26 protein-coding genes and 1 tRNA gene are annotated in these 26,293 nt (G+C 38.1%); 3 read left to right on the top strand and 24 right to left on the bottom strand.

From position 1 onward, the window contains the following. Positions 1 to 114 precede the first annotated feature (114 nt). From QOS06_RS00615 to QOS06_RS00560, 12 genes are all read right to left on the bottom strand, one after another. A complete protein-coding gene (locus QOS06_RS00615) occupies positions 115 to 4,446 on the bottom strand; it encodes a PolC-type DNA polymerase III (RefSeq protein ID WP_229411579.1) in 4,332 nt (1,443 codons plus the stop codon). Between the two features lie 75 nt (positions 4,447 to 4,521). Continuing rightward, on the bottom strand, positions 4,522 to 6,255 hold the full coding sequence (locus QOS06_RS00610; RefSeq protein ID WP_152697289.1) for a proline--tRNA ligase: 1,734 nt from the start codon (positions 6,253 to 6,255) through the stop codon (positions 4,522 to 4,524). A gap of 25 nt (positions 6,256 to 6,280) precedes the next feature. Then, entirely contained in the window at positions 6,281 to 7,555 is a 1,275-nt protein-coding gene (gene rseP, locus QOS06_RS00605) for an RIP metalloprotease RseP (RefSeq protein WP_087214917.1), read from the bottom strand. A gap of 22 nt (positions 7,556 to 7,577) precedes the next feature. Beyond that, entirely contained in the window at positions 7,578 to 8,363 is a 786-nt protein-coding gene (locus tag QOS06_RS00600; protein WP_087214919.1) for a phosphatidate cytidylyltransferase, read from the bottom strand. A 19-nt stretch (positions 8,364 to 8,382) separates the two neighbouring features. Then, complete coding sequence (gene uppS, locus QOS06_RS00595) at positions 8,383 to 9,162, bottom strand: undecaprenyl pyrophosphate synthase (RefSeq protein ID WP_087214921.1); 780 nt, start codon at positions 9,160 to 9,162, stop codon at positions 8,383 to 8,385. Between the two features lie 208 nt (positions 9,163 to 9,370). Further along, the gene (gene frr, locus QOS06_RS00590) at positions 9,371 to 9,934 is read right to left on the bottom strand and encodes a ribosome recycling factor (protein WP_035157866.1); all 564 of its coding nucleotides are present in this window, start codon (positions 9,932 to 9,934) and stop codon (positions 9,371 to 9,373) included. 4 nt (positions 9,935 to 9,938) lie between these two features. Beyond that, entirely contained in the window at positions 9,939 to 10,661 is a 723-nt protein-coding gene (gene pyrH, locus QOS06_RS00585) for a UMP kinase (RefSeq protein ID WP_003671153.1), read from the bottom strand. A gap of 81 nt (positions 10,662 to 10,742) precedes the next feature. Next, positions 10,743 to 11,618 carry a translation elongation factor Ts gene (gene tsf / locus QOS06_RS00580; RefSeq protein ID WP_003666861.1) on the bottom strand — a complete coding sequence of 292 codons (876 nt, stop codon included), beginning with the start codon at positions 11,616 to 11,618 and terminating at the stop codon, positions 10,743 to 10,745. A 97-nt stretch (positions 11,619 to 11,715) separates the two neighbouring features. Continuing rightward, a complete protein-coding gene (gene rpsB, locus QOS06_RS00575; protein WP_003666860.1) occupies positions 11,716 to 12,504 on the bottom strand; it encodes a 30S ribosomal protein S2 in 789 nt (262 codons plus the stop codon). Between the two features lie 163 nt (positions 12,505 to 12,667). After that, a complete protein-coding gene (locus tag QOS06_RS00570; protein WP_152703901.1) occupies positions 12,668 to 13,660 on the bottom strand; it encodes a D-2-hydroxyacid dehydrogenase in 993 nt (330 codons plus the stop codon). A 1-nt stretch (position 13,661) separates the two neighbouring features. After that, positions 13,662 to 13,952, bottom strand: a complete 291-nt coding sequence (locus tag QOS06_RS00565) for a GIY-YIG nuclease family protein (RefSeq protein WP_003668197.1) — start codon at positions 13,950 to 13,952, stop codon at positions 13,662 to 13,664. Further along, a complete protein-coding gene (locus tag QOS06_RS00560; RefSeq protein WP_013924001.1) occupies positions 13,942 to 14,697 on the bottom strand; it encodes a tRNA1(Val) (adenine(37)-N6)-methyltransferase in 756 nt (251 codons plus the stop codon). Before QOS06_RS00560 ends, QOS06_RS00565 begins: the two co-directional genes overlap by 11 nt. Positions 14,698 to 14,791: 94 nt before the next feature. Here QOS06_RS00560 and QOS06_RS00555 point away from each other — a divergent pair, with 94 nt between their 5' ends. Next, complete coding sequence (locus QOS06_RS00555) at positions 14,792 to 15,430, top strand: lysophospholipid acyltransferase family protein (RefSeq protein ID WP_003668200.1); 639 nt, start codon at positions 14,792 to 14,794, stop codon at positions 15,428 to 15,430. Positions 15,431 to 15,473: 43 nt separating this feature from the next. Here QOS06_RS00555 and QOS06_RS00550 read toward each other — a convergent pair whose 3' ends face one another. Both QOS06_RS00550 and QOS06_RS00545 read right to left on the bottom strand, forming a co-directional pair. Next, positions 15,474 to 15,701, bottom strand: a complete 228-nt coding sequence (locus QOS06_RS00550; RefSeq protein ID WP_003666855.1) for a YneF family protein — start codon at positions 15,699 to 15,701, stop codon at positions 15,474 to 15,476. 73 nt (positions 15,702 to 15,774) lie between these two features. Beyond that, on the bottom strand, positions 15,775 to 16,026 hold the full coding sequence (locus QOS06_RS00545) for a DUF896 domain-containing protein (protein WP_003674333.1): 252 nt from the start codon (positions 16,024 to 16,026) through the stop codon (positions 15,775 to 15,777). A 128-nt stretch (positions 16,027 to 16,154) separates the two neighbouring features. Here QOS06_RS00545 and lexA point away from each other — a divergent pair, with 128 nt between their 5' ends. Further along, entirely contained in the window at positions 16,155 to 16,781 is a 627-nt protein-coding gene (gene lexA, locus QOS06_RS00540) for a transcriptional repressor LexA (protein WP_003666853.1), read from the top strand. 40 nt (positions 16,782 to 16,821) lie between these two features. On the opposite strand, the gene QOS06_RS00535 is transcribed toward lexA, so the two are convergent. After that, positions 16,822 to 17,979 (bottom strand): hydroxymethylglutaryl-CoA synthase, encoded by a 1,158-nt coding sequence (locus QOS06_RS00535; protein WP_098047182.1) that lies wholly within the window; start codon positions 17,977 to 17,979, stop codon positions 16,822 to 16,824. A 25-nt stretch (positions 17,980 to 18,004) separates the two neighbouring features. Further along, a complete protein-coding gene (locus tag QOS06_RS00530) occupies positions 18,005 to 18,673 on the bottom strand; it encodes a ribonuclease H family protein (RefSeq protein WP_087214933.1) in 669 nt (222 codons plus the stop codon). A 152-nt stretch (positions 18,674 to 18,825) separates the two neighbouring features. Here QOS06_RS00530 and QOS06_RS00525 point away from each other — a divergent pair. Then, positions 18,826 to 18,913, top strand: a tRNA-Ser gene (locus QOS06_RS00525). Between the two features lie 789 nt (positions 18,914 to 19,702). Here QOS06_RS00525 and QOS06_RS00520 read toward each other — a convergent pair. The 8 genes from QOS06_RS00520 to QOS06_RS00485 form a co-directional block, all read right to left on the bottom strand. Next, positions 19,703 to 19,981, bottom strand: a complete 279-nt coding sequence (locus QOS06_RS00520) for a head-tail connector protein (RefSeq protein ID WP_152701327.1) — start codon at positions 19,979 to 19,981, stop codon at positions 19,703 to 19,705. A 15-nt stretch (positions 19,982 to 19,996) separates the two neighbouring features. Next, complete coding sequence (locus tag QOS06_RS00515; RefSeq protein WP_168240269.1) at positions 19,997 to 20,419, bottom strand: DUF722 domain-containing protein; 423 nt, start codon at positions 20,417 to 20,419, stop codon at positions 19,997 to 19,999. 56 nt (positions 20,420 to 20,475) lie between these two features. Continuing rightward, positions 20,476 to 21,996 carry a phage major capsid protein gene (locus QOS06_RS00510; protein ID WP_283595286.1) on the bottom strand — a complete coding sequence of 507 codons (1,521 nt, stop codon included), beginning with the start codon at positions 21,994 to 21,996 and terminating at the stop codon, positions 20,476 to 20,478. After that, entirely contained in the window at positions 21,974 to 23,092 is a 1,119-nt protein-coding gene (locus QOS06_RS00505) for a phage portal protein (RefSeq protein ID WP_283595285.1), read from the bottom strand. Before QOS06_RS00505 ends, QOS06_RS00510 begins: the two co-directional genes overlap by 23 nt. 13 nt (positions 23,093 to 23,105) lie before the next feature. After that, positions 23,106 to 23,291, bottom strand: coding sequence for a hypothetical protein (locus tag QOS06_RS00500; protein WP_152701323.1), 186 nt, complete (start codon positions 23,289 to 23,291; stop codon positions 23,106 to 23,108). After that, a complete protein-coding gene (locus tag QOS06_RS00495; RefSeq protein ID WP_283595282.1) occupies positions 23,257 to 24,957 on the bottom strand; it encodes a terminase large subunit in 1,701 nt (566 codons plus the stop codon). Before QOS06_RS00495 ends, QOS06_RS00500 begins: the two co-directional genes overlap by 35 nt. Next, positions 24,957 to 25,421 carry a phage terminase small subunit P27 family gene (locus tag QOS06_RS00490; protein WP_273774687.1) on the bottom strand — a complete coding sequence of 155 codons (465 nt, stop codon included), beginning with the start codon at positions 25,419 to 25,421 and terminating at the stop codon, positions 24,957 to 24,959. The genes QOS06_RS00495 and QOS06_RS00490 overlap by 1 nt, the downstream gene beginning before the upstream one ends. 346 nt (positions 25,422 to 25,767) lie before the next feature. After that, positions 25,768 to 26,244 carry an HNH endonuclease signature motif containing protein gene (locus QOS06_RS00485; protein WP_229288833.1) on the bottom strand — a complete coding sequence of 159 codons (477 nt, stop codon included), beginning with the start codon at positions 26,242 to 26,244 and terminating at the stop codon, positions 25,768 to 25,770. Positions 26,245 to 26,293 lie beyond the last annotated feature (49 nt).

Genomic DNA, 26,293 nt, shown 5'->3' with positions numbered 1-26,293 from the left:
TGCAATAAAAAGAGCGAGCATCTCTGCTCACTCCCACGAGTTATTTACCATAATCTATTGTAGCATGTAACACAGCCACTGGCAAGCAATGAAGCATGTTTTCATTACTATTCCTTAAAACAAGCTAAGTTGATTTTCGTCAGGCAGCTTATCTAATACATGATTATCTGTCAAAAAGTCAATAAGTGTCTGCGAAACCTTTCCACGCTCTGCCAAATCTTCTTTAGAAAGGAATGGACGTTCTTCACGTGCGGCAACAATTTGCTTAGCAACGTTTAGCCCTAATCCAGGAACTGCTCGGAATGGTGCAATTAATGAATCACCATCAATCAACCAATCGGAGGCATCTGATTTTTCAATATCAACCATCTTAAATTTAAAGCCCCGTTCCAGCATCTCATTAGCTAGTTCAAGAATTGTTAAGAGATTCTTCTCTTTTGCACTGGCATCATTTCCCTTATCATTGATTTCTTTCATCCGTTGCTTAACCGCATCTTTACCATGAGACATCGCTACTACATCAAAGTCATCTGCTCGCACAGAGAAGAATGCACAATAATAAACTAACGGGAAATAAACCTTAAAGTAAGCAATTCGTAGAGCCATCAAGACATAAGCAGCCGCGTGCGCCCGCGGGAACATATACTTAATCTTCAAACATGAGTCCATATACCATTGTGGAACATTAGCTTCATGCATCTTTTCTTGCCACTCGTCTGGAATCCCGCGCCCCTTCCGTACGTGTTCCATAATTTGGAAAGAAATTTCTGAGTCCATTCCATAGTGGATTAAGTCGGTCATGATGTTATCACGACAACCAATAACATTAGCGATAGTGGCAATTCCCTGTTTGATTAGTTCCTGGGCATTATCTAGCCACACACCAGTCCCATGTGAAAGACCAGAAATTTGTAATAATTGCGAGTAATTTTTCGGATGAGTATCCTCCAGCATCCCCCGGACAAATCGCGTCCCGAATTCCGGCAATCCTAGTGTACCAGTTTTACTTTGAATTTGTTCTTCAGTTACCCCTAATACCTTAGGACTAGAGAATAAGGCCATCACCCCTGGATCATCCATTGGAATCGATTGAGGATCAATTCCTGATAAATCTTGCAAGGCACGAATCATCGTTGGATCATCATGTCCCAAAATATCCATTTTAAGAATATTATCGTGAATCGAGTGGAAATCAAAGTGAGTTGTTTCCCAGGCAGCTGTTTGATCATCAGCAGGATACTGTACAGGTGTAAAGTCATAAATATCCATATCATCAGGAACAATAATAATTCCCGCTGGGTGCTGACCAGTAGTTCGCTTAACACCAGTAGCTCCTTTTGCTAAGCGATCCTCCTCTGCCTTTCTAAATTCCTTTTCTGTATCTCGTTCGTAAGCCTTCACATATCCATATGCCGTCTTATCAGCAACCGTACCAATTGTCCCGGCACGGAATACATTTTTTTCACCGAATAAGACTTTCATATAGTTATGGGCAATTGGCTGGTAGTCACCAGAGAAGTTTAAATCAATATCTGGTACCTTATTACCCTTAAACCCAAGGAAAGTTTGGAATGGAATATCATGACCGTCTTTTACCATTAGAGTGCCACACTTTGGACATTTTTTATCTGGCAAATCGAAACCTGAACTATATTCCCCTTGCGTATAGAAGTGGGTAAATTGACAATTTGGACAACGGTAATGCGGTGGCAACGGGTTAACTTCTGTAATTCCCGAAAGCGTTGCAACCACACTTGAACCAACAGATCCCCGCGAACCTACTAAGTATCCGTCTTTATTAGACTTAGCTACTAGTCGTTGGGCAATTAAATAGTGAACAGAGAATCCGTTCTTAACAATACTGTTCAACTCTAATTCAATCCGGTCCTGAACTAGTTGTGGCAAAGGATCACCATACCATTTTCGCGCAGTATTCCATGTCCGATCTTGGATTTCCTGTTCGGCCCCCTTCATATGCGGTGGATAAAGTTTATCTTTTACTGGCCGAATATTGTCATCAATCTCAGCTGCAATCTTATTACTATTCTCTACAACTAATTCGTGGGCTTTTTCTTCACCGAGAAAAGCAAATTCATTTAACATTTCATCAGTGGTCCTAAAGTGCACTTCTGGACGCTCAGTTCGATTTAACGGGTTTGCGCCACCTTGCGAATTAATCAGGATCTTACGGTAAATTGCATCATGTGGATCAAGGTAATGGACATCTCCAGTGGCAACCACTGTTTTTTCCAACTCATCCCCTAGTTTGACCATATTTTTGAGGATATCTTCGAGGTGGTCTTCATCTGCAATCACATGTTGTTCAAGTAACGGTGCATAGTTTGGCTTGGGCTGAACTTCAATAAAATCATAGTAGCGCGCCTTTTCTAGTGCTTGATCGTAACCTTTCTCCATCATCGCGGTAAATACTTCTCCCGATGAACAAGCAGTTCCCAAAAGCAGTCCTTCACGATATTTCGTCAGCACTGTTCGCGGGATTCGCGGTACTCGGTAAAAATATTCAACGTTTGATAGCGATACTAACTTAAATAAGTTTTTCAAACCAGCCTGGGTCTGCGCAAAAATCGTTACATGAAAAGGCCGCGCATGACGGTAAGCATTATTTTCTTCCATGTGCTTATTTAAATCATCCACATACTTCACATCATAACGGGCTTCAGCATCTTTCAAGAACTTATAAAGCAAGTGTCCTGTAGCTTCCGAATCATAGTTAGCACGGTGGTGATGTTCCAATGCTACCTTAAACTTTTTACTAAGCGTGTTTAATCGGTATCCTCGCATATCAGGATATAAGAATCGCGCCAGTGGTAATGTATCGATTACTGGTTCCGCGATTTTTCCCATTTGATGACGTTCATAGCCAGTATTCATAAAACCCATATCAAATGCAACGTTATGACCAGCAATGATACAGCCCTTACAAAAGTCCTTAAACATCTGAAAAACTTCTTCTTCAGTTTTTGAACCCTGAACCATTTCAGTGGTGATACTAGTTAAATTAGTTGTTTGTTCTGATAACGGGAAACCAGGATCGATGAATTCATCAAAACGTTCTAAGACATTTCCATCTTGCATTTTAACTGCAGACAATTCAATTACCTTATCGTAAATTGCCGATAGCCCTGTCGTTTCCACGTCAAAAATGACATAGGTCTGATGAGCGAGTTCTTCATGATTCTCGTTGTATACCAATGGAATTCCATCATCAACAACATTAGCTTCCATTCCATATAGCATTTTAATGCCCGTTTTTTGGGCCACGCTAAATGCTTCTGGAAAAGCCTGGACATTCCCATGATCGGTTACCGCAATCGCTGGATGTCCCCACTTATGAGCACGAGTTGCAAGCTCAGTAATCGAATTAGTGGCATCCATCTGACTCATTGTTGTATGCGTATGAAGTTCAACTCGTTTATCATCTTGAGGAGCTTTATCTTGACGCGCCGTATGAGTTACTTCATTAACATCATAAGCCGTGATTACCAAGTCTCGCATCCAAGTATCTTCTTGTACAGGCCCGCGAACTTTCAACCACATTCCTGCTTTGATATTGGCAAATTGTGCTTCTTCATCACTGTTGCGTGAGAATTTCTTGACAGCAAAAGAAGAAGTGTAGTCAGTAATTTCAAAGGTTAATAATTGACGACCTGAGCGTAGTTCGCGAATTTCTGCATTAAATACATATCCTTCAACAACCACGGACCGCTCTTCACCCTCAATGTCTTTCATTTGAATAACATTCTGCTTACTATCAATCATCCGGCCAAGTTGAACTGGGCCATCAGCAGGAGCAACTGGTGCACTTTTCTTTGCTGTCTTCTTTGCAGCCTCATTTTTCTTGATCCGGGCAGCCGCCTTGGCAGCAAGCGCAGCATCGGCTTTCTCGTGTTTAGCCTTTAATTCTTCAATTTTTGCTTGCGAGGCTGACTGGTCAACAAATGGGTGAATCCTAAATTTAGGAAAGCCTAGCTCTTGGTATGATTTTTCAATCTTATCTAATGCTTTCTGTGCTAGTAAGTCTTTAATTACCTCATTTTCAACAACCAGCGTTACACGACCCTCCTTAACCTCGGGAGCCGTTTGTAAGCAAGCTTGTTGGAGCATTGGTGTATCACTAATTGCCTTATTAATGATGAACTGCCAATAATTAGCTATCTGTGATTCATCAAGTTCTGTCATGGGAGTACTAATCTTCAAACTAACTTTAGCAATATCTTTGAACCCTAGCTGTAAGCTCTGGTTGAACTGCGTAAATAGGTCATACGGTAAAGTTTTATTAAAGATTAAGTGAAATTCCCAGTGCCGAGACTTTTTATGAACAACAACTGATTGAACTGCGGCATTTCTGAATGCAGAATTGTCTTTTTCCGGAAAGTGAATTTGTTCTAATAGTTTTCCAAATAATTCTTGGCGACTTAATCCCACGTTCTAATCCTCCTACTTAAAAATGTGGTGCGAGTAACGTTACTTATCTTAACATCGCAGCCACATTAGTTTAAATTATTTGTTTTTTTCTTCGTTCAATTGCTTTAGTAAAATTCCCACCGTATTTACTAGCTCTTCCTGTTTAACTTCAACAGTTTCACCAGTTTTACGGATCTTAATTTCAACAATACCATCTTGAGCTTTCTTACCAACAGTAACCCGAATTGGAATACCAATCAAGTCTGAATCAGCAAATTTAACCCCTGCTCGTTCTTTTCGGTCATCTACTAATACCTCATAACCAGCTTCAGTTAATTGTTGATCGATCTTATCAGCCATTGCCATTTGATCTTCTTTCTTCGCATTAACTGGAATTACATGAACATCAAATGGAGCAATACTATCAGGCCAGACAAGACCATTTTCATCAGCATTTTGTTCTGCAACAGCTGACAATAGACGGGTTACACCAATACCGTAACTTCCCATGATTACGTCTGTCAAACGACCATTGCTATCAAGAACTTGGGCACCAAGCTTGCTTGAGTAATGAGTACCTAACTTAAAGATATGACCAATTTCAATTCCGGGAGTAAATTTAAGTGGTTTACCATCAGGAGCAATCTCGCCTTCTTTAACATTCCGGAAGTCACCAAATTGATCAACGCGGAAGTCACGGTCAATATTAGCATTAATATAATGGTAACCATCTTCATTAGCACCACATGCCATGTTAACTAAAACCTTAACATAATTATCAGCAAGAATTTTTACTTCTTCGCCTACTCCTACAGGTCCTAATGATCCAGGATGAGCATTAAGGTACTTTTCGGCATCTTCTTCTGTAGCTAATTCAAGTTCTTCACAATCAAGAGCATTCGTTACCTTTGCTTCATTAACTTCATCGTCGCCACGCATTAATACTAAGACCGGTTGGTATTCATCTTCACTCATTTTAGCAATGTAAAGCATTGATTTGATAACTTGATTAGGATCAAGATCTAAACTTTCTGCAGCTTCATCTACCGTATGAGCACCCGGAGTAGCTTTTTTCTCAATTGGTGCAGGAGCAGCTGTTTGTTGTACACCAGTAAATTTACTTTCAGCTTTCTCAATATTGGCAGCGTAATCTCCATCAGTATAAGCGATTATATCTTCCCCTACTTCAGCTGGTGCAGAGAATTCTTGTGAGTTCTTACCACCCATTGTTCCCGAATCAGCGAGAATAACTTTATAGTTTAAGCCAATCCGATCAAAAATGTTCCGGTAAGCCTTTGCTTGATTATTGTAGGCTTCGTCTAATCCTTCTTGATCTGCTGAGAAGGAATAACCATCAAGCATTTCAAATTCTTTTCCACGAAGAATTCCATAACGAGGACGATCTTCATCACGAAACTTATCTTGTAATTGATAAACTACTAATGGCAGCTTCTTGTACGACTTAATACTATCACGCAATACTTCAGTAAAGGTTTCTTCATGAGTTGGGCCCAAAATAAAGTCACGGTCACGACGATCTTTAAGTTTAAAAAGATTATCACCATAGCTTTCGTAACGACCAGATTCCTTCCACAAATCAGCTGGAAGAAGTCCCGGCATAAGCATTTCAACCGCTCCGGCCTTATCCATTTCATCACGAATAATATTTTCTACTTTTCGAATAACCCGGTAAGCTAATGGTAAATATGACCATACCCCTGCAGATACTTGGTAAATGTAGCCGGCACGAATCATCATCTTATGACTTAAGGCTTCTGCATCACTTGGGGCCTCTTTTTTTGTTGGAATTAATACCTTTGACTGTTTCATTAAAACTATACTCCTTTGTTTTTAATTACCGAATAAAATATCTTTGAATATCGTTCCATGTTACTAGAACCATAAGTGTTAGTAAGATTAGAAAACCAATCATTGTGATAATTCCCTCAGCTTTTTCAGGAATTGGTCGCCGAATGATCGCTTCAACAATATTCAATAATAATTTCCCACCATCTAATGCTGGAATTGGTAATAAGTTAACAATTCCTAAATTAATTGATAAGAGGGCTAAGAAATTTAAAACTCCATTGATTCCCAATGAGGTGGCTTGTGATGTTCCAGCATAAATTGCTACCGGTCCACCAAGGTCATTTAAGCTAAATCCATGGGTAACCATATGACCAAGAACACTAAAAATTAATGTTCCCGCTTGGATAAATTGTTGCCAACCAAACTTTAATCGAGCAGCTAAACTTCTCTCTTGCTTTTCAACAATTCCAATTTGGCCAACTTTCTGATGCCCTCGCTCAACTGCTTTTGGTGTTAGCTTAATATGATATGTCTTATTACCACGCTCATACGTTACTGATACTGTCTTGTTAGGCTTATTTGAAATATTAGTTGAAAGGTCAGTCCAATTATTTATTTTTTGGTTGTTAACCTTAACAATCCGATCATTTGCTTTTAAGCCCGCTTTGGCAGCTACGGAACCGGCATTCACTTGCCCTAACTGATTGCTATTAGTTGGTACGCCCGTTAAGGTAAAACCAAGAATGATAAATACTACTAAGGACAAAATGAAATTATTCATTGGACCAGCAAAATTAGTCATCATCCGTGCAGGCAGACTTGCTGAACGAAATTGCACATCACGTGGAGCAATCTGTACCTCGGTTCCGTCTCGTTCAATAATCATTGCATCATGGTCAACACTATATACCTTCAGCTGATCTTCGTCCCCATTGACATATCCTTTTATCCATAAGCCATCTTCTAAATCACAAGCAACTAATTGAAGGGGGATCCCCTGAAATAAGGTTGTTTTATCACTAGCATTAATACTAATAACTTTATCTTGATCATTTAGTTGAATCGTTAGAGGGGTACCTGGCTTTAACTCATCTTGGTCCTCATCATCAGCACCAGCTAAACGAACATAACCACCGAGGGGCAAAATTCGAATAGTATAGGTAGTACCATTTTTTCGTTTCCACCAAATTTTTGGACCCATTCCTATTGAAAATTCACGAACCAGAATTCCTGCTCGTTTAGCAAAATAATAATGACCATATTCATGAACAAGGACAAGGATTCCAAAAACAATAATAAATGTAATAATTGTTATTATCAAAAAATCTCTTCCTTACGTTTGATTAAATGATCCCTAATAAATGAAGCATTGGCATAACAATTAGCATACTATCAAACCGATCTAAAATTCCGCCATGGCCTGGAAGAATTTTTCCCGAATCCTTTACACCATAGTAGCGTTTTAATGATGATTCGATTAAGTCACCAAATTGACCGAAGATTGAAAGAATCAAAGTAACGAATATCATTGTTACCCAACCTGCACCAACAGGGATAAAGTAGCAATAAATAGCCAAAATAATAACAGCAGCTAATGTACCACCAATTGAACCTTCCCAAGTTTTATTAGGACTAATCTTAGGAGCGAGTTTATTTTTACCAATTTTTCGGCCAATTAAATATGCTCCACTATCTGTAATCCAAACGATTAACATTCCATATAATAGCGTTTGAAAATTGATTGCACGAGCAGCAATAAAATAGCGAAATCCCATTCCAATATAGAGCATTGCTAATGTTAAAACCCCAGCATCATCGAAAGTAAAGCGTTGTTTTCGAATAACCGTATGTAATAGAAGTAAAACAACTAAAATATAGAATCCGAACCATCGAGTTGCAATACTAGGCAAGAAGTCAAGCCAACTATCCGGCAGTATTAATAATGCAACCCCCAGATAACTGATCAAAGCTTCAAACGAAATTACAAACATTTTTTTCATTACCAATACTTCTGACATTGCAACCATTCCTAAGGCAACGGCTGCAATTGTTAATGGCCAATGACCATATATAATAAGCGGTATAAAGATTGCAAGTGCAATTACCGCGGTCGTTATTCTTGTTTTCAAAACAAAATCCCCTTATTATTTATTGATTTTTTAGTCCACCGAACCGCCGATGACGTCCTTGATAGGCAATTATTGCTGACCGTAATGAATCTTCATCAAAGTCTGGCCAGTGTTCTGGAACAAACTCCAATTCACTATAAGCAATTTGCCACAGCATAAAGTTACTAATCCGCTCTTCGCCACTTGTTCTGATTAGCAGGTCAGGATCCGCAAATTGACCCAGTTGTGCTGACATCAAGTACTTACCAAACGAAGCTTCATCAATATCCGCAAGTGCCAAGTTCTCATTTTGAACGTCTTCTGCAATCTCTTTAGCAGCTTGAGTGATCTCATCTCGACTCCCATAATTCAAAGCAAAATTGAGAATCATCCCCGTACAATGGGCTGTATCAGCCATTGCCTCTTTAACAGCTTTTTGCGTAGCTTCAGGCAGTTGCGTAATATCTCCCATCACTGTCACCTTAACATTATGTTTGACAAGATCTGGAACAAATGTTGAGAAGAAGCGGACAGGCAACTGCATTAAATAACTTACCTCTGAAGAAGGGCGTTTCCAGTTTTCGGTTGAAAAAGCATATAATGATAAGACTTTTACCCCTAATTCACTGGCAGCAATTGTAATCTTTTTTACTGTTTGCATTCCTTGCTTATGACCAGCAACCCGTGGAAGGTGCCGTTTCTGCGCCCACCTACCATTACCGTCCATAATAATTGCAATATGGTTAGGAATACGTTCCATATCAAGTTGCTGATTTATTTCATCATGTTTACTTTTGGAAAACACTAATTGTTCCTCCATTTTTTATCATGTACTTAAGATTAATTACAGACACTTCTTAAAAATTCACGTCTGCCAATTAATTATAGCCTTTATTATACCAGAGGCAAATTTCGATTTGTCAATCCACAGTAAATTGTTACATAGTTTTATCATAACAATTCAATTTTAGCCAAAATAAAAAGGTTGTGGACTTACGCAAAGTTCACAACCTTTTTATTTCTGAAAACTAGCCTTCCATTAATTCCTTTTCTTTTGCATTCGCAATATCTTCAAGGTTCTTAATTCCAGCATCTGTTTCGTTTTGAACTTTCTTTTCAAGATCATGGAATTCATCATCATTAAAGTCGCCGTTCTTGTTACCCTTCTTTAAGTCATCCATTGCTTCACGACGAACATTTCGAACTGCAACTTTTGCCTTTTCTAATTCAGCTTTAACGTCCTTTACTAATTCTTTCCGCCGATCTTCAGTTAATTGTGGGATGATTAAGCGAATTGAACTTCCGTCGTTTTGAGGAGTTAATCCTAAATTAGATGCATAGATTGCTTTTTCAATTTCTTCAAGCACGCTTTCGTCATAAGGGGTGATTAATAATTGCCGTGCTTCTGGAATTGTGATTGATGCAACTTGATTTAATGGAGTTGGTGCTCCGTAATATTCAACTTTAACAGAATTTAATAAACTTGCATTGGCTTGACCCGCACGAATATCAGCAAGTGTCCGCTGAAGTGCATCACCTGATTTTGCCATTTTTTGTTTGGCATCATTTAAAATTTCTTTTCCTGTAGCCATATTATTAGTCTCCTTCAATTGTTGTACCAACTTCTTGACCAGTTACTACTTTCATAATATTGCCTGATGTGTTCAAGTTGAAGACTACCAATGGAATATGATTGTCCATCGATAGTGAACTAGCAGTAGTATCCATTACATGTAAATTCTTTTCAATGATATCCATATGGGTTAAATGATCAAACTTAGTAGCATCCTTAACTTTATTTGGATCAGCTGAGTAAACGCCGTCAACCCCATTTTTACCCATTAAAATGGCATCAGCGTTAATTTCTGCTGCTCGTAATGCAGCAGTAGTATCAGTTGAGAAGTAAGGACTTCCTGTTCCACCAGCAAAAATAACGATTCGATCTTTCTCTAAATGACGAATAGCTTTCCGCCGAATATATGGTTCAGCAATTTGGCGCATTTCAATTGAAGTTTGTACCCGGGTAGGAACACCAATTGATTCAAGCGCATCTTGAAGTGATAAGGCATTCATAATAGTTGCTAACATTCCAATGTAATCAGCTTGCGCACGTTCCATCCCTAATTCAGCACCAGTAACACCACGCCACATGTTACCACCACCAACAACGATGGCAATTTGAACGCCCAAATTATGAACTTCTTTTAATTCTTTAGCTACATCCTTTAAAACGGGTGGGTTAATCCCAAAACCCTTGTCGCCAGCTAATGCTTCTCCACTGAGCTTTAAAATTACTCGCTTATATTTAATATCTGCCATATGATATCCTCCTTGAATTGGTAAGTTAATCTTTAAAAAAGGACGCACTACATTGAGTACGTCCTCCTTTTGACCGAACGCTTAGTTCATTTGGTCCTTAACTTCTTGAGCAAAGTCATCTTGCTTTTTTTCGATTCCTTCACCGACTTCGTAACGAATGAAGGACTTCAACTTACCATTCTTGCTTGAAACGTATTGTTCAACAGTTTGGTCAGAATCCTTAACAAAGTCTTGATCTGCTAAACAAATTTGTGAAAGGAACTTGTTTAAACGACCTTCAACAATCTTGTCAACGATCTTTTCAGGCTTTCCTTCGTTTAAAGTTTCTTCCTTGAAGATAGCACGTTCATGGTCAAGACGTTCTTGAGAAACATCATCACGAGTCATGAATTCAGGGTTGATAGCTGCAACGTGCATTGCAACGTCTTTAGCAGTGGCATCGTCAGCACCTTCTAAGACAACCAATGCAGCAATTTGACCACCTTGGTGTAAGTATGCACCAAAGCTATCGCCGTCATCCTTTTCTACAACAGTAAACCGACGAAGGCTAACCTTTTCACCAGTTTTTTGTGTAGTACTGATAATATCATCATTTAATGTGCCATTTTCAGTCTTGATTTCTAATGCTTCTTCAACATTAGCAGGCTTGTTTTCACTAATTAACTTAGTAACCTTCTTCAATAAGTCCTTAAATGGTTCACTAGCAGCAACGAAATCAGTTTCTGAATTCAATTCAACGATTGCAGCTGTATTGCCATTAACAGCAATATCAGCTAATCCTTCAGCTGCAACACGATCACTCTTCTTGGCTGCCTTAGCAATACCCTTTTCACGAAGGTAGTCCATTGCTTTGTCCATGTCACCATCACTAGCAACTAATGCCTTCTTAGCATCCATGATACCGGCACCGGACTTTTTACGTAATTGCATAACTTGAGCAGCTTTAATTTCAGCCATGACGAAATCTCTCCTTTTATAATCTTTTTTGAAAAAAGGGCTGTTTAGTACTTAGGCCAGAATGGTCCGTACAAAACAGCCCAAGAATTTAATATTTTTAGTCTTCTTTACCTTCAACGCTGTTCTTCAAGTTCTTTAATGAATCTTCGCTAACAGTTTCGTTAGCAGCGTTATCATCAGCAGTTTCTTGTTGAGCATCGTCTTGACCTTGCTTACCTTCAACAAAAGCATCAGCCATCTTTGAAGTGATTAAGCGAACGGCACGGATAGCATCATCGTTTGATGGGATAACGTAATCAATGTCGTCTGGGTCAGTGTTAGTATCAACCATAGCTACGATTGGAATGTGTAACTTTTGAGCTTCCTTAACAGCGATTTGTTCCTTGTGAGGATCAACAATGAACATAACATCTGGGATCCGTGGCATATCTTCAATACCACCAAGGAAACGTTCAAGCTTTTCACGTTGCTTAGTTAAGACAGCAACTTCCTTCTTAGGAAGAACATCAAATGTACCGTCTTCGCTCATCTTCTTAAGTTCCTTCAAACGAGCGATCCGTGATTGGATAGTCTTCCAGTTGGTCAAAGTACCACCTAACCAACGGTGGTTAACGTAGTATTGACCTGCACGAGTAGCTTCTTCTTCAATAGCATCTTGAGCTTGCTTCTTTGTACCAACAAATAAAGCAACACCATCGTTAGCAGCAACATCTTTCATGTAGTTGTAAGCAGTATCAATTAACTTAACAGTCTTTTGTAAGTCAATGATGTAAATACCGTTACGTTCAGTAAAGATGTATTCTTCCATCTTTGGGTTCCAACGACGAGTTTGGTGACCGAAGTGGACACCGGCTTCAAGCAATTGCTTCATAGATACAACAGACATAAATAATACCTCCAAATTGTTTCTCCTCCCCAGTCTTCTTCTGGCAATGGGACTATTTAAGCACCCTCACCACCATCATTCTGGGTGTGAAATTGGCGCGTAACACCGAAATATAGTATACAAAAAACCTTGCAAACTGACAAGGTTTTTCACTTAACTTATTTTAAAATTTAACTAGTTTATCTGAGGTGCCAGTTTTAATCAAATCTAGATTGGCGGACAAACTCATCTTAACCATATTTTTAATTGCTTGATCAGTATAGAAAGCAATATGTGGCGTGATTAAAACATTTGGCCGATCAACTAAATCCTTAAATTCGTTATAATCAACTTCTTGGAAATCAATTTGCTGGTTAAAAATCTTGGTTTCACCAGTCATTACGTCTAAAGCAGCTCCTCCGACTTTACCGCTATTCAACGCTTCAATCAATGCCTTTTCATCGACTAATGGTCCACGTGCAGTGTTAACCAGTAAGACCCCGTCCTGCATCATTGCAAATGTTTTTTCATTAAGCATTTTATCTGTCGCTGGAACATGAGGTAAATAAAGCGAAATAATTGTTGCCCGTTTATATAATTCATCAAGGCTAACGTATTCAACAATTTCTTCTAGTTCCTTATTTTGGTGACGGCTATATGCAATCACTTTTGCACCAAAACCAGCAAAGATTTTAGCTGCTGTGGATCCAATGTTTCCTGTTCCAACTATCCCGACAACCTGCTTATTCATTTCCTTAGCAATATGCGGTGCCCAGTTATAATCTCCTTTTGCTAATTTTAAATAAAATTCTTTTGTTCGACGTAAAAGGTTGAGTGCTTGAGTAACTGAAAATTCAGCAATTGCAGCTGGGGAATAAACTGGTACGTTAGTAATTTGGAAACCAAGTTCTCGTACTAATTCATGATTAAGATTATCAACCCCAACATTCCGCAATGACATCTTTGTAATACCATTAAACGCTAATTGACGTAAGGCCTCGTCTGAATAAGGCTTTTGCTGGAATACTACTACTCCATCGCTTCCCTTAGACAAGTTGACTGTGCTTTCGTCTAAAAGTTTCGTTGTTGAGTCTACAGTTACTTCAGGATGTTCCTCTTGCCATTCCTTAATGTAAGGAACTTCATCCTGATAAACACCATACATATAAATCTTCATCTTAATTCCTCCGTAGTTTCAATAAATCGACACCATGGTCAAGTAAAAATTTTTCTTTTTGGCGGCGGGTTTGATGTTTAAAATAATATTCCGCACTCAGGGCATCATGCTTTGATTCAAATTCCTCTGAATAAATAAGCTTTAGCGGATGACGCTTTTTCACACGAGTATATTTTGCCCCTTGATAAGTCTGATGGGTATGAAAGCGCCGTTTAACATTGTTGGTAAAGCCACAATAAAAGCTATTATCTGCACAATACAATACATAAATATAGTATTTCTCACTTGCCATATAATAACTCCTGAACCGCTGGAGTATACTCGTTATCTGCTCCATGAACAATCAATGGTGGTACTACTTTTACTCCTCCAGGTCGGCCATCCTTAATCACTTCAAGCAACAAAATATTCGCATCACGATCAGGTTTAGGATGAATAAATTGAATTCTTTTAGGTGCTAATCTATTTTCCTGACACACTTGTAAAATCTCACCTAAACGATCTGGACGATGCACAAGATACCCATGACCATTCATTTTTAATAAGCCACTCATCTTTTTAACAACTGTCACTAAATCAGTCGCTATTTCGTGACGAGCAATCGCTAAAGCTTTATTTGGATTCTTCTGGCTTTGGGCTGTAACTGGGAAATAAGGAGGATTACAAAGGACAATATCAATCGAGTCCTTAGAAATATAATCATTAACGTTTGCGATATCATCATTAATGACGGTATAACGATCTTGTAAATCATTTAGCAAAATTGTCCGTTCAGCCATATCAGCAATCTGTGGTTGTAATTCAACTTCGGTAAATGTTCCGCTAAGCTTATCGTGGAGAAAAATGCCGATTGCCCCATTTCCAGCGCACAAGTCAACAATTTTTAATTTCTGTCGATGATTGGGACGCACAAAGTTTGCTAATAAGACAGCATCTAACGAAAAAGCAAAATAATGGGGATTTTGGATTATCCGTACATCCTGACTATATAACTGATCAATTCTTTCATCCTTTTTTAAAATATTTCTGTTTTCCATTATGTCCTCCATTATTTTTGTACTTGCAAGATCCACTTTTTTTCGTCATACTGAGGAACGAAAACTTAATTTTGTTATAGATTGGAAGATTGACATGTTGTACACTTTCCTCGTTAAAATCGTTAATCCATTTTTAAATTTGATTAACGGACGACCTAAAATATACAATAGGGAAAACATCCCTGAAGGCAATTATATTATTATTGCACCTCATCGTACTTGGATGGATCCTGTCTTACTAGCGCTTGCCGTATGGCCCAAAAAATTTAGCTTCATGGCTAAAAAAGAACTTTTTAAGAATCCAATTGCTAGCAAATTCTTAAAAGCACTAAATGCCTATCCGGTTGATCGGAAAAATCCAGGTCCGTCTGCTATTAAAAAGCCGGTTACAATTTTAAAGAAGACTGACTTATCGACCATTATTTTCCCTAGCGGATCACGCTACTCATCTAAATTAAAAGGCGGGGCCACCGTGATCGCTAAAATGGCAAACGTCCCCTTAGTTCCTGCTGTTTACCAGGGACCCCTAAAATTTGGCCAGCTATTTACCCGTAAGCCGCGCCAAATTGCATTTGGGAAGCCTATTTATATTGACCGAAAGCAACGGCTCACTCCCGAAGTACAGGCTGACTTAGAAAAGCAAATGCAAGACGCCTTTGACCAATTAGATAGACAAATTGATCCCAATTATAAATATATTGTTCCTCCAAAGCCAAAGAATGATGAATTTTAATTTCCAATATAAAAGGATGTGATAAAAATCACATCCTTTTATATTATTTACGATTTGACTTTTTAGCTTGTGCTTTCATCGCTTGCATCATTTGATGTAATTTACGACTTGATGGTTTTTGTCCCATTTGAAGCATCATCGTCCGCAGCATCTCTTCCGAAATCGGTGGATTATTGCGGAGGTAGTTTTCCATGTATTTACGTGCACCAAAGAAGCCGATAACCAAACCGACTAATAATGCAAGAATCATTAGCATGATCGTCATACCCACAATTACTTCCTCCTTTGCTCGTTACCTATCCATCTTACACGAAAGAGCAATTTTTGAAAAGAGCAAATCGCTGTTAATCGTCACGAAGTCCTTTTTTACGTTGAATTTCACGAACCTTTTCAGGAGTAACCTCTTTACCTTCTTTATCAAAAATCCGCATCATTTCAATATTACTACGCATTGCTTCTCTAAAGTTCTTTAGGTATTCCTTACGTAAACGATCTCGTTCTTTAGTTTCTTCCTCAGTTAAACCTTCTTCTTTATTCTTATGAGCAAGTTCATTAATTCGCTTCAATAAAGCATCTTGTTCTTTCGATTCAGCCATTATAATCATCTCCTTAATAAAGTCGATTTTACTTATTTTATAAAATTAATGCAAATCACGAACGTACGTTTGAAATATGCATCTATCTATGATAAGCTTAACACAATTAATGATAATGAGGTGTCAATATGGCAAAGGTAGCAAAAAATAAACAAATGGCCGTCCTAAATTATATTCATAAACAAGTTGAAGATCATGGCTATCCACCGACTGTTCGTGAAATTTGTAGTGCTGTTGGACTGTCTTCAACTTCAACAGTCCATGGACACATCTCTCGCTTAATTGAACAAGGATTCTTACAAAAAGACCCTTCTAAACCTCGAGCACTTGAGATCACACCCAAGGGACTTGATATTTTAGGTGTAAAACCGATTCAAAAAGAAATTCCAATGCTTGGTGTTGTTACGGCTGGGCAACCAATTTTAGCAGTTGAAAATGCTACTGAGTTTTTCCCGATACCTCCTTCTATTCAAGATAATAATGATTTGTTTATGCTTACCATTCGTGGAACTAGTATGATTAAAGCAGGGATTTTTAATGGCGACCAAGTAATTGTGCGTAAACAATCCACCGCTAAAAATGGTGATATCGTTATTGCAATGAATGATGATAATGAAGCTACTTGTAAACGATTCTATAAAGAAAAAACACGTTTTCGTTTACAGCCAGAAAATGATACGATGGAGCCAATCTTCTTAGACAATGTAAAAATCCTTGGTAAAGTAGTGGGACTATTTCGTGATCATATTTTCTAAATAAAAAAGGAGTCCATTTTGGGGCTCCTTTTTATTTAAGTTATTTGGCTTCATAAATCCGTTGATGATCCTTTTGCCCTTTAAGAACGAAAGGTAATGGATCATTAGTAACATCAAACTCGATATCCTGGTCATTCATTCCTAATTGACTACTGAATAGTTTTTCGTATTCTGCTACCGAAACCTGGTGACGATGTTCTAGTTCTTCTTGAATATTATTCATATAATGCTCGTAGCCATCTTCTAGGATTCCTGTGTAGAACTCTCCTTCTGCACCAGAACCATAGCTAAATAACCCAATTCGGCTTCCAGCTTTTAAGTCACTATTTTGTAACAATGACATTAATGATAAATATAGGGAGCCAGTGTAAAGGTTACCAACTTGACGTGAAAATAGTTGACTTGCGGTTAATTGTGTTCGTAATCGTTGAGCTACCTCATCATTACGATCTTTGAGCAGCCCTTCTAACCCTTTCTTTCCCATTTTAGTAAATGGCATATGGAATGTAAGGGCAGCAAAATCTGCTAATTCTCGCCCAGTTAATTGCTGGTAACGGGTAAAAGTTTGAAGGAAAAATTCAATATAAACATTAGTAGAGTATTTTCCATCTACTAAAGCTTCTGTTGCATATAACGGCCGCCAAAAGTCCATTATATCCTTACTATAAGCAACCGTTGTATCTTCAAGGGTTAGGATGTGAGGGTTCCGCGAAATCAGCATTGCAACTGCTCCAGCTCCTTGAGTCACCTCTCCTGGCGTATTTAATCCATAACGAGCAATATCAGCAGCGATCACCAATACAGTTTCTTGAGGATTAAGCGCCACTACTCCCTTTGCAAATTGGATAGCAGCTGTTGCAGAATAACAAGCCTCTTTCATTTCTACCGTTCGGGTGAAGTCGCTAAGCCCTAATAAGCGTTTAATGTAGATTGCACTCGCTTTTGAATTGTCAATTCCTGACTCAGTTGCCACAATTACTGTCGAAATATTTTTTTCTAATTCCGGAGTAAGCAATTTTTTCGCTGCCGTAGCTCCTAAAGTCACAATATCTTGCGTAGGTGGCACAACTGCCTGTAGATCCTGTCCAATTCCAATGGTAAATTTATTAGGATCTACGCTGCGTTCTTTTGCTAATTCAACAAGGTCTAAATAGTCATTTGTTGTTGCAAAAGCCATTTTGTCAATACCAATTCTCATTTCTTATCATCCTCTTGTCAAATAATTATAACTGATCCATCGTCTTATTTAGTAATTCATCGACCTTATTATTTCCAGCATTCGTTGCATGACCCTTAGTCCAATCAAAATGTAAATTAGGGAACTGAGGTAAAAGGGTAACTATTTCTTCCCATAGCTTCTGATTTGCTACCGGCTTGCCACTAGCAGTTAACCATCCCCGTCGCTGCCAATTAGTTAACCAGCCTTTCATAATTGGATCAAGTACGTAATGTGAATCCAAAATCGCTGTAATTGGTTGATCTTGGAGGCCAAGTTCTAATAGTTTAGTTAGTGCTTGAATTAAAGCTGTAATCTCCATTTTATTATTAGTAGCCCCAAATTCGCCAGCAGTTCCTGTATAAGCTTGATCTTTAGTTTGAATAAAATAAGCCCAGGCCGCTTTATCATCTGCCTTAACATGCTGTCCCAATTTATTGCCATGATTACGGGAGCCTCCATCAGTATAAACAAGAATGTTATCAGAATAATCAACCGTTTTAGTCGATGGTACGATATTTCCCGTAGCCTGAAGCCACTCATTAGCACCTTTAAACGTTAAAAAGCTTTTGAACTTAGCATTCGGATATCCATTAACTTCCTTCTGACATTCAGCCCAAGTTTTATATATTCCTGGATGACGACCTTTTTTGACTGCATAATATTTTTTTACCATAAAAATCCCCTAATTAAATTTCAAATTACATCATATATTAGAATATCATATCAGCAAGAAATCATTTCTGCAAAATTATTAAATAGCTATTTCCTTGATTGATATTCTCTTTACGCTTTACAATTTTTTTGTTACAATAATATAGTTGAAATGGAGACATACTCAAGTGGCTGAAGAGGACGGTTTCGAAAACCGTTAGGCGTGTAAAAGCGTGCAGGGGTTCAAATCCCCTTGTCTCCTTAGATAATTAATCAGAATGTTAAAGGGTTGTTCAAATTGCTTTATATAGCGGTTTAACAGCCCTTTAATTTATCACAACATTTCAACATATATCACTTTTTGTTCTCAAAATGTTCTCAATATCTTCTGGCTGGCAAGATACATATCTACTTATTTAAATACATATTCCAATCGTCACAATTTACGTGGCGTTTTTTATTTATCCTTACACAAAAAGAGTTTTCTCGATTTCTGGAAACACTACCCTTGGTTTAATTCCTTCTCTAACAAAGCAAGATGATCAATCACCCGTTTTATACTTTTTCATTTCGTTTGAGAGCAAAAAAAGCCGGACTAATTAAAGCCCGACTAAGGAAAATATGGATATTTATTCTACCAAATTAAAAATAAGAAAGCCATTAAAGACTTTAACCCACACTCAACAAAATATGCCTAATAGACATTAAGCACTAACCAAGCAACAACATTAGTCAGTCCACACATTAAAGAAACCGTTGTATTCTTGTCCGTCACGACTTTATACTTCCTATCGCTTAACTAAGCGACAAGAAAACGGTTATACTTTATTTCCATATAACCATCCCCTTTCCAATTGAATAAAACTTTCTACTATGGTGACTTTGATAGCTATATTCTGGAAGGAGTTTACAAGGCTTGAAAGAAAATAAATACTGTAATGCCGGCTGTATTGCTCCGAACACTTAATGTTCATGGGAAGTTTTACTCACTTCCCACTATTAATTATACCATACGTTTTAGGCATATAAAGCAATAAACTATACTATTCATCTATACAAGCCCCCGCAATTGCTGAATCATGCTTAACACTTGGTAAGGGGTATTCGTCATGTCAATACCTCTATTTTGATACCAAAATTGCGCCAACATCTGAACGGCGAATGTATATTGTTCATACTGGGTTAAGTCTGCTGTTGGGTTTACAGCGTTTTGTACATAAGCCTTAGCATTCTTTAGATAATCCTTGATTAATTGATCTTCTTCTTCACCATCAAGATATAAGGCTTGCTTAAAGTTGTCTACTTCCCACTGCTCTACATCAAATTTCATTAATTTCACCTTCTTTTAAAACACATCTAGGTCTAACTTTTTAGCAACATCTACTATAAATTGATCACGTAACTTGTACGCTTTTGTAGTGCTACACCATATATCGCCAGTTGCTACTAGGTTCTTTATCGTCTTATGATTAGGGTTAAAATAGCATTCTTTAATTATCTTCTGGGTACAGTCCCCAGCGTCTTGTAATGCTAAGTCAATAGCTTCTTTCTCACGTTTTAAGCGGTGCATATATCTATCTTGGTCAATGGTTATTAACATATCATCGTAATAAGTCCATGGTCGATTGATAGCACGTCCACCACCTACATTTTCATCTCTTTTGTGGATAGGGTGCATTAGTTCAAACTTACGGCTTTTTAGTTTCTTATTAATTGAAGGATAATCTTTCAGTATTACTATTACTAGACTTTTTACTTCTTTTCGCATTAATACACCTCATAAAAAAAGAGTGGGCGATATTGCCCACCCTGTGCTAGTAGCTATTATTTACTTTCGGTTGCCTTAGTTGTGGCTAAAGAGAGATTAAAAGCAGCGTCATTACTAATTGGTTGATAGTCGTTACGGACGATAACAGATAAGCCTTGACTGTAACTATCGAACTTGTCCCATTGGGCTGTAACTTGATTACGCCGGAATACTGCTACCGCTTCTGAAATATCACCTAAAATCATTGGATGTGAACCGTCTGTGTTATCTGGTAAGAACTTATTACTAATCTTAACAACGGGTTGGCCAAGTAAAGAAAATCCACTAGGAGCGGTTACATCTGGTTGTAATAAGTAACGTCCTTCATTGTCTTTCAAAGTATCTAATACTTGGAAAGCCGATTGATTTACTAACCATGTAGAAGTACTTTGTAAGGCTGGGTCAAGGTCAACGTTGAATACTTGCTTCAAGTCGTCAACATTAGCTACGGTTTTCTTAGTAAAGTTATCGCCTTGTAATACCTTGATAATTTCAGCGTTATCAGTGTTATCAACTAACTTTTGAAGTTGGTTCTTTACTTCAGATACAATATCAACTTCTGAATCGTCAACAACTTCATTTGATAGTGCAATCTTACCGGCACGGGTCTTTACATCAAACTTCACATCTTCAAACATATTAGCGTCTACATCAGCAATTTCTGCTTGTTCTTCCTTAGTAGTAAGTACCGCTGTATTGTAACGGGTAGCGATTGGATAATGACCGGAACCAGTCCCTACAGTCTTTACAGTAGCGTACTTTGCTAAGTTATAAGCACTGTTCTTTAAGTCTAGTACTGGAGTAACAACTTCTTCTGGAATAACAGCTTCTGCCCCCTTAGTTGTTAATCCGTCACGGGTTTCACCACGTGAACGAATGAAGCTTTCAAAGGCGTTAGCTGGTTGTTCTGTATTGTTTTTGGGGTCTAAGATTGTGTGTTGCATTTTATTATGTTCCTCACTTTCGATAAATTGGTTGTAACTACGAATGCTTGTTTTATCTACATCAACATTTGTCTGATCATATGAAGGCACTGTAACGGTTGAAACCTCAAATAAATCTTTAATCTGATTAACGGTGCGTGTAATTTGTCCGTTATCGTCACGTGTCCAACTGTCAGAACCATCATCAACATCAAAACGGAAAGACATAGAATTAATGTTCCCATTCTTAACATTATTAAGAGTGTCACTTGCGTAACTTACACTTGGGTCAATAGTTGCCTTGAAGTGAAGCCCCTTATCGTCCACATCAAGTTGTAATGAACCAGCCTTAACGCTTGCTAGTGGCTTAGTGTAGTCGTGTTGATCAAGCATAACTACATTGGATAGGTCTACGTTATCAAGGGCGCTAGGGTCAATCACTTCAACAAAACCGCCTAAGTCCTTGCTGGGTTGATTAAAGAGTAACGCATAGCCTTCAACTGTATTAGGCTGTGAGGCTTGCGTTTCATCTTGGTTATCTTGCTGGTCTTTTGTTGGGTCTTCTTTAGGGCTTACCGTTTGTAAACCTGCGTTAGTTGTTAGTCGTTTCTCCATTGGCTGTAACTCCTCCTTCTTTTTCAATAAAATTATCTCCATTAGTTACCGGCACTAAATTAAGTAAGGCTCGGGCTTCATTGCGTGTGTAGATACCGTTAACATAACCATCAACTGCCATCTGCTGTTGAGCGGACGGGTCAAGGCTTAATAGCTTGCTATTATCAAAGCTAAAATCTTGCCCTAGCTTGTAGTTCAATTCAGAAGTAAAGCAATCTTCATAGTGCTGTAAAGTACCTTGTAAATACTGAACGTTACTTTGTTGTTGGTTGCTATGCTCGTTTTCTACACCTAAACGCTCGGGTGGTAGTCCGAACGCTTTCGCAATTTGACGGGTATTCCAGTCATTAGAATTTACTAGCTTCAACACGTCTGTATTAAGTGGTAGGCTTTTAACATCCATACCATCATCAGTAACAATTGTGTTAAGTGAATTATTACCGGTAGTTGCCTCATCAAATTGTTTTCTAATATTCTCTTTACCATCCGAACTAAGATCAGCTTGGTGGACTTGGACAACTGTTGTGCCATGAATTCCATTATTAAAGAATCCAGTCATTAACCTGTTTCCAGCCGCCTGTATCTTCATTTCATCTTTTAGCGCATACAGTGGCGATAGTCCGACTAAACCATCACGGGTAAAATACTTAAAATGTAAGATGTTAGAAGAGGCAATTACTCGCTTAATACGTCCATCTGGGCTGTATGTGTAAGTCAGCTTTTGCGTTACATCATCTTGCTGGACAGTTAATTTATTGTTAGGAATAAAATTTAGCGTGTGTGAACTTAAATCAATTTCGGCAAACGCATTACCATTTAATAGCATTTCAACCGCTAGGACGTACTTGAAACTTCTGCCGTCCATTAACTCGTTAGGATGATCATTAATCATCTTGTTATATAGGCTAGAACTAGACTTAATCGGATTACTGGCAAGATCACCAGCGATAGAACTAATTGCAGCAAATATATCACTATTACGTAAAGCCGAAGCACTAACGTAACTATTAGAGTCATTACTAGAAAGACTTACTAGAGCGTCTAAGAAGGGGTCTTGGGCGCTTGTAGTTGTGGTTCTTTTACTAAATAAGCTCATTATCTACCCTCCTTTATCCGTGATTATCTGCATAGTTGATCATAAAAGATAGAGTGATTAACTCTATACCAAGGAAACCAAGTCCATACAACCAACCAGCTAGACCAACTACACTAATTGCTAGAAATAAGCCACCAACGATTAATAAAATCGGCTTAATATAGCTAGAAAAGATTTTTAGCAGTTTCATAATATTCATTGGTACGTTTTTGCTCCTCTCTCTTAGTGAAGTAATCATAGCCAGCTGCCCAAGCGTCCATAAGAGCAGCAAGGCAATCTATTTTATTTTGCTTTCTAGTCTTGTCTAATAACGCTTGACCATTAAAGTTATATTTCAAGATTGCGTTACCTGCGTTGTAAGCTAACATCTGGTTATTAGTGTGCAATATATTGCCAGTGATTAGTTGTTCTTTAAACGTTCCAATTGGTATTGATAAATTCTTATACGATTGTGTCAATTGAAGCTGTGGCAGCTTGAAACGGTCGACAAGGTTTTCCCACTTATAAGGGTCAAACACTAAAAATTTAACGTTAAGATCATACTTGCCAATTAACTTCATTACAAAGTCGTGAACGGAATCATAATCAATCACACCACTTTCTAGTGAACTGATTGTACATTCACCCCGTTCTGCTGCCGCCTTGTAATCAATACCATCACGTTTTGACTTAGTAGTAATACCACCATAACGGGAAACAAAGGCGTGGGAATCAGCAAAGAATTTACCGTCATCAAGTGGTACTAACCAACTAATCGCTGTTAAGTCACGGCTTTTTGATAAATCAGCACCAATATAAACATCTCTACCGTGAATATCTGGAGCTTCTTCAATTAGTCCATGTTCCCAGTCTTGGGTACTAATATAGGAATCCTCATTCTGCTGTACAAACATATTCATATTCTTTACGAGAACATTATTAAGGTTGCTTTGTTTGGTTGCTACATCTAAATCATTTTGAATGTGTTCTCTCATTGTCTTAGCAATCTTTGGGTTGCTCATTAATGGATTAGCTTTAATCCACATTGTGGGGTCGAATATTTCTTCTTTTTTATCAAGGCAATACATAACCGCAAAGTAACGATCATTTTTAATTTTGCTGTTAAGTATATCGGCTGCATAGTCCCATTCATTTTTGAAGGGTGAATTAAGATTAAAACCAGCAGTAGAAATAATCGCTAGAATACCATTGTCTTGTTGAGCCATACCCGAATTCAAGGCGTTTAGAATAGTGTTATCTTTAGCTTGGTGATATTCATCGACTACGCCCAGTGTCGGGTTATAACCGTCCGTACTGTGGGTATCAGTAGATAGTGGAATTGCAAAAGAACCTGTCTTTTTATCTGTCACCCGTTGCTTATTGATTTTCACCCGTTGCCTTAAATACTTTGAATTACGCCGTAAGTTTTCCAGTTGGTCACTCATAATATCAAACGCAAGGTGTGCCTGCTGGGAACTGTTAGCAGTAAATAGTATTTGTCGGTTACGGGCTGGTTGCTTTTCCATTAGAAGAGACACAACGCCAATCGCTGCCAGTAAGAAGCTCTTTCCATTTTTACGGGCTTCACTTAATAGAATCCGATTGAAGCGCAATGAATTATCGTCTACCTGTCGCCAACCATAGATATTAGATAAGATAAACACTTCAAATGGCTCTAGCTTCAATGGTTCACCGTTTGTTTGTGGTAAGCTCTCAACAAATTTAATAACCTTACCAGCATACGTTTCAGAATAATAATAAGGAAAGTCATCGGTCTTTTGCTTTTTCATGTCGTCTAAGAAGCGCTGGCAAGCATGAATAACTAACTTACCGGCGATTAACTCACCTTTAACAACTGAATTAGCATACTGAATAGCTCTATCCATTATGACAGCATCTCTTCAAACTCATCAGCAGGCGCTTCTTCACTCATTGCCTTGTGGACTTCTAGGCGCACCCGTGATTGTGGGCTAAGTGCCATTTGACTATCAATTGACTTCATTTCTTTAATAGCCTTGTCACGTGCCATGTAGTAAGGCGATTGCTGTAATCCTCGTTTTGTGTCAATAACTACCCCAGTACGATCAATCTCTTTAGTACATTTGATAATTGTTGAATACAAAGTACAGTGAGTAGCGATTAAACTAACATCTAGTTCACTAACAGGGGCGCTTTTCTTTAAGAGTGGGACAATCCTACGCCATTCTTTTTTAGCTACATCATCAAGCCATTTTGGGGCGTGAGATGTTAAGTTTGGGTATTCTGCCAATGCTTTTTCAGCTTCTTCACGTTGTGCTTTTTCTGCCTTAGTAATATGACCTTCTGGACGGGTCTTCATTGGTTGAGCCAACTATTTAACCTCCTTCTATTTATTTAGTGACACCATGTCACTATTTGTTTAAAAAAATAAAAAACATCATTTCATATTCAATTATCGTATTATTTAACCCTTATTATACCATATTTGAATAGTTTGTTAAGTTCAATGCCTAAAAGTTATAATAAAAAATCCTTGACATTTGAGGCTCTAAATTATTTAATAAAGTTGAAAAGAAAACCATACAAAATAAAAAGAAACGTCTTGAAATCTTCGGATTTTAAGGCGTTTTTTTGTAAAGGGAGAATTTTTTAAAAAGAAACCCCCACCATTACAGCTCCTACCGGTCTATACCAATGGCGGGGGTATTAAAATTATTTCAGCTATTCATATTTATTTTCCTTTCTCGTTGATGATCTTTTCTTGTCTTTTCTCGGTGACAACGATAGCAAAGTGATTGTAGATTAGTTGGATCCAGTCTTTTACTCCAGTCTTCACGTATAGGTACAATATGATCGACTAAATCAGCTTTCTTTACTATTCCTTTTCGCAAACATACAACGCAAACTGGGCTTTTCTGGAGCGTTTGACGGCTTAATTTAACCCACTTACTCGTTTTGTAGAATCTATTATAGTCATGAGGAGCTTTGGCGCTTCTTTCCATTCGCTTTTTGTATACTTTTCTGTTGTATTCATGTTTCTGTTCTTTGGTCATCTTTTTATAGTTATCTCGTTGCCAATGTTTACGCTTGTCTTCATATTCTTTTTGTAGATATTGATGTTTTTTACAAAAATATTGACCTACTGGAATCACCTCTCGACAACCAGCAGCACTACAAAACCTTACTACACTCATTTGATAACCTCCTATGAAAAAAGGTACCGCATAACACGATACCTTCATA

The organism is Limosilactobacillus sp. DJ3M12, assembly GCF_947381695.1.
In the GTDB taxonomy this organism is placed as follows: Bacteria; Bacillota; Bacilli; order Lactobacillales; family Lactobacillaceae; genus Limosilactobacillus; species Limosilactobacillus kinnaridis.
The sequence above is the reverse complement of the archived record's forward strand: the minus strand, read 5'-3'. Positions and strand labels throughout refer to the sequence as shown.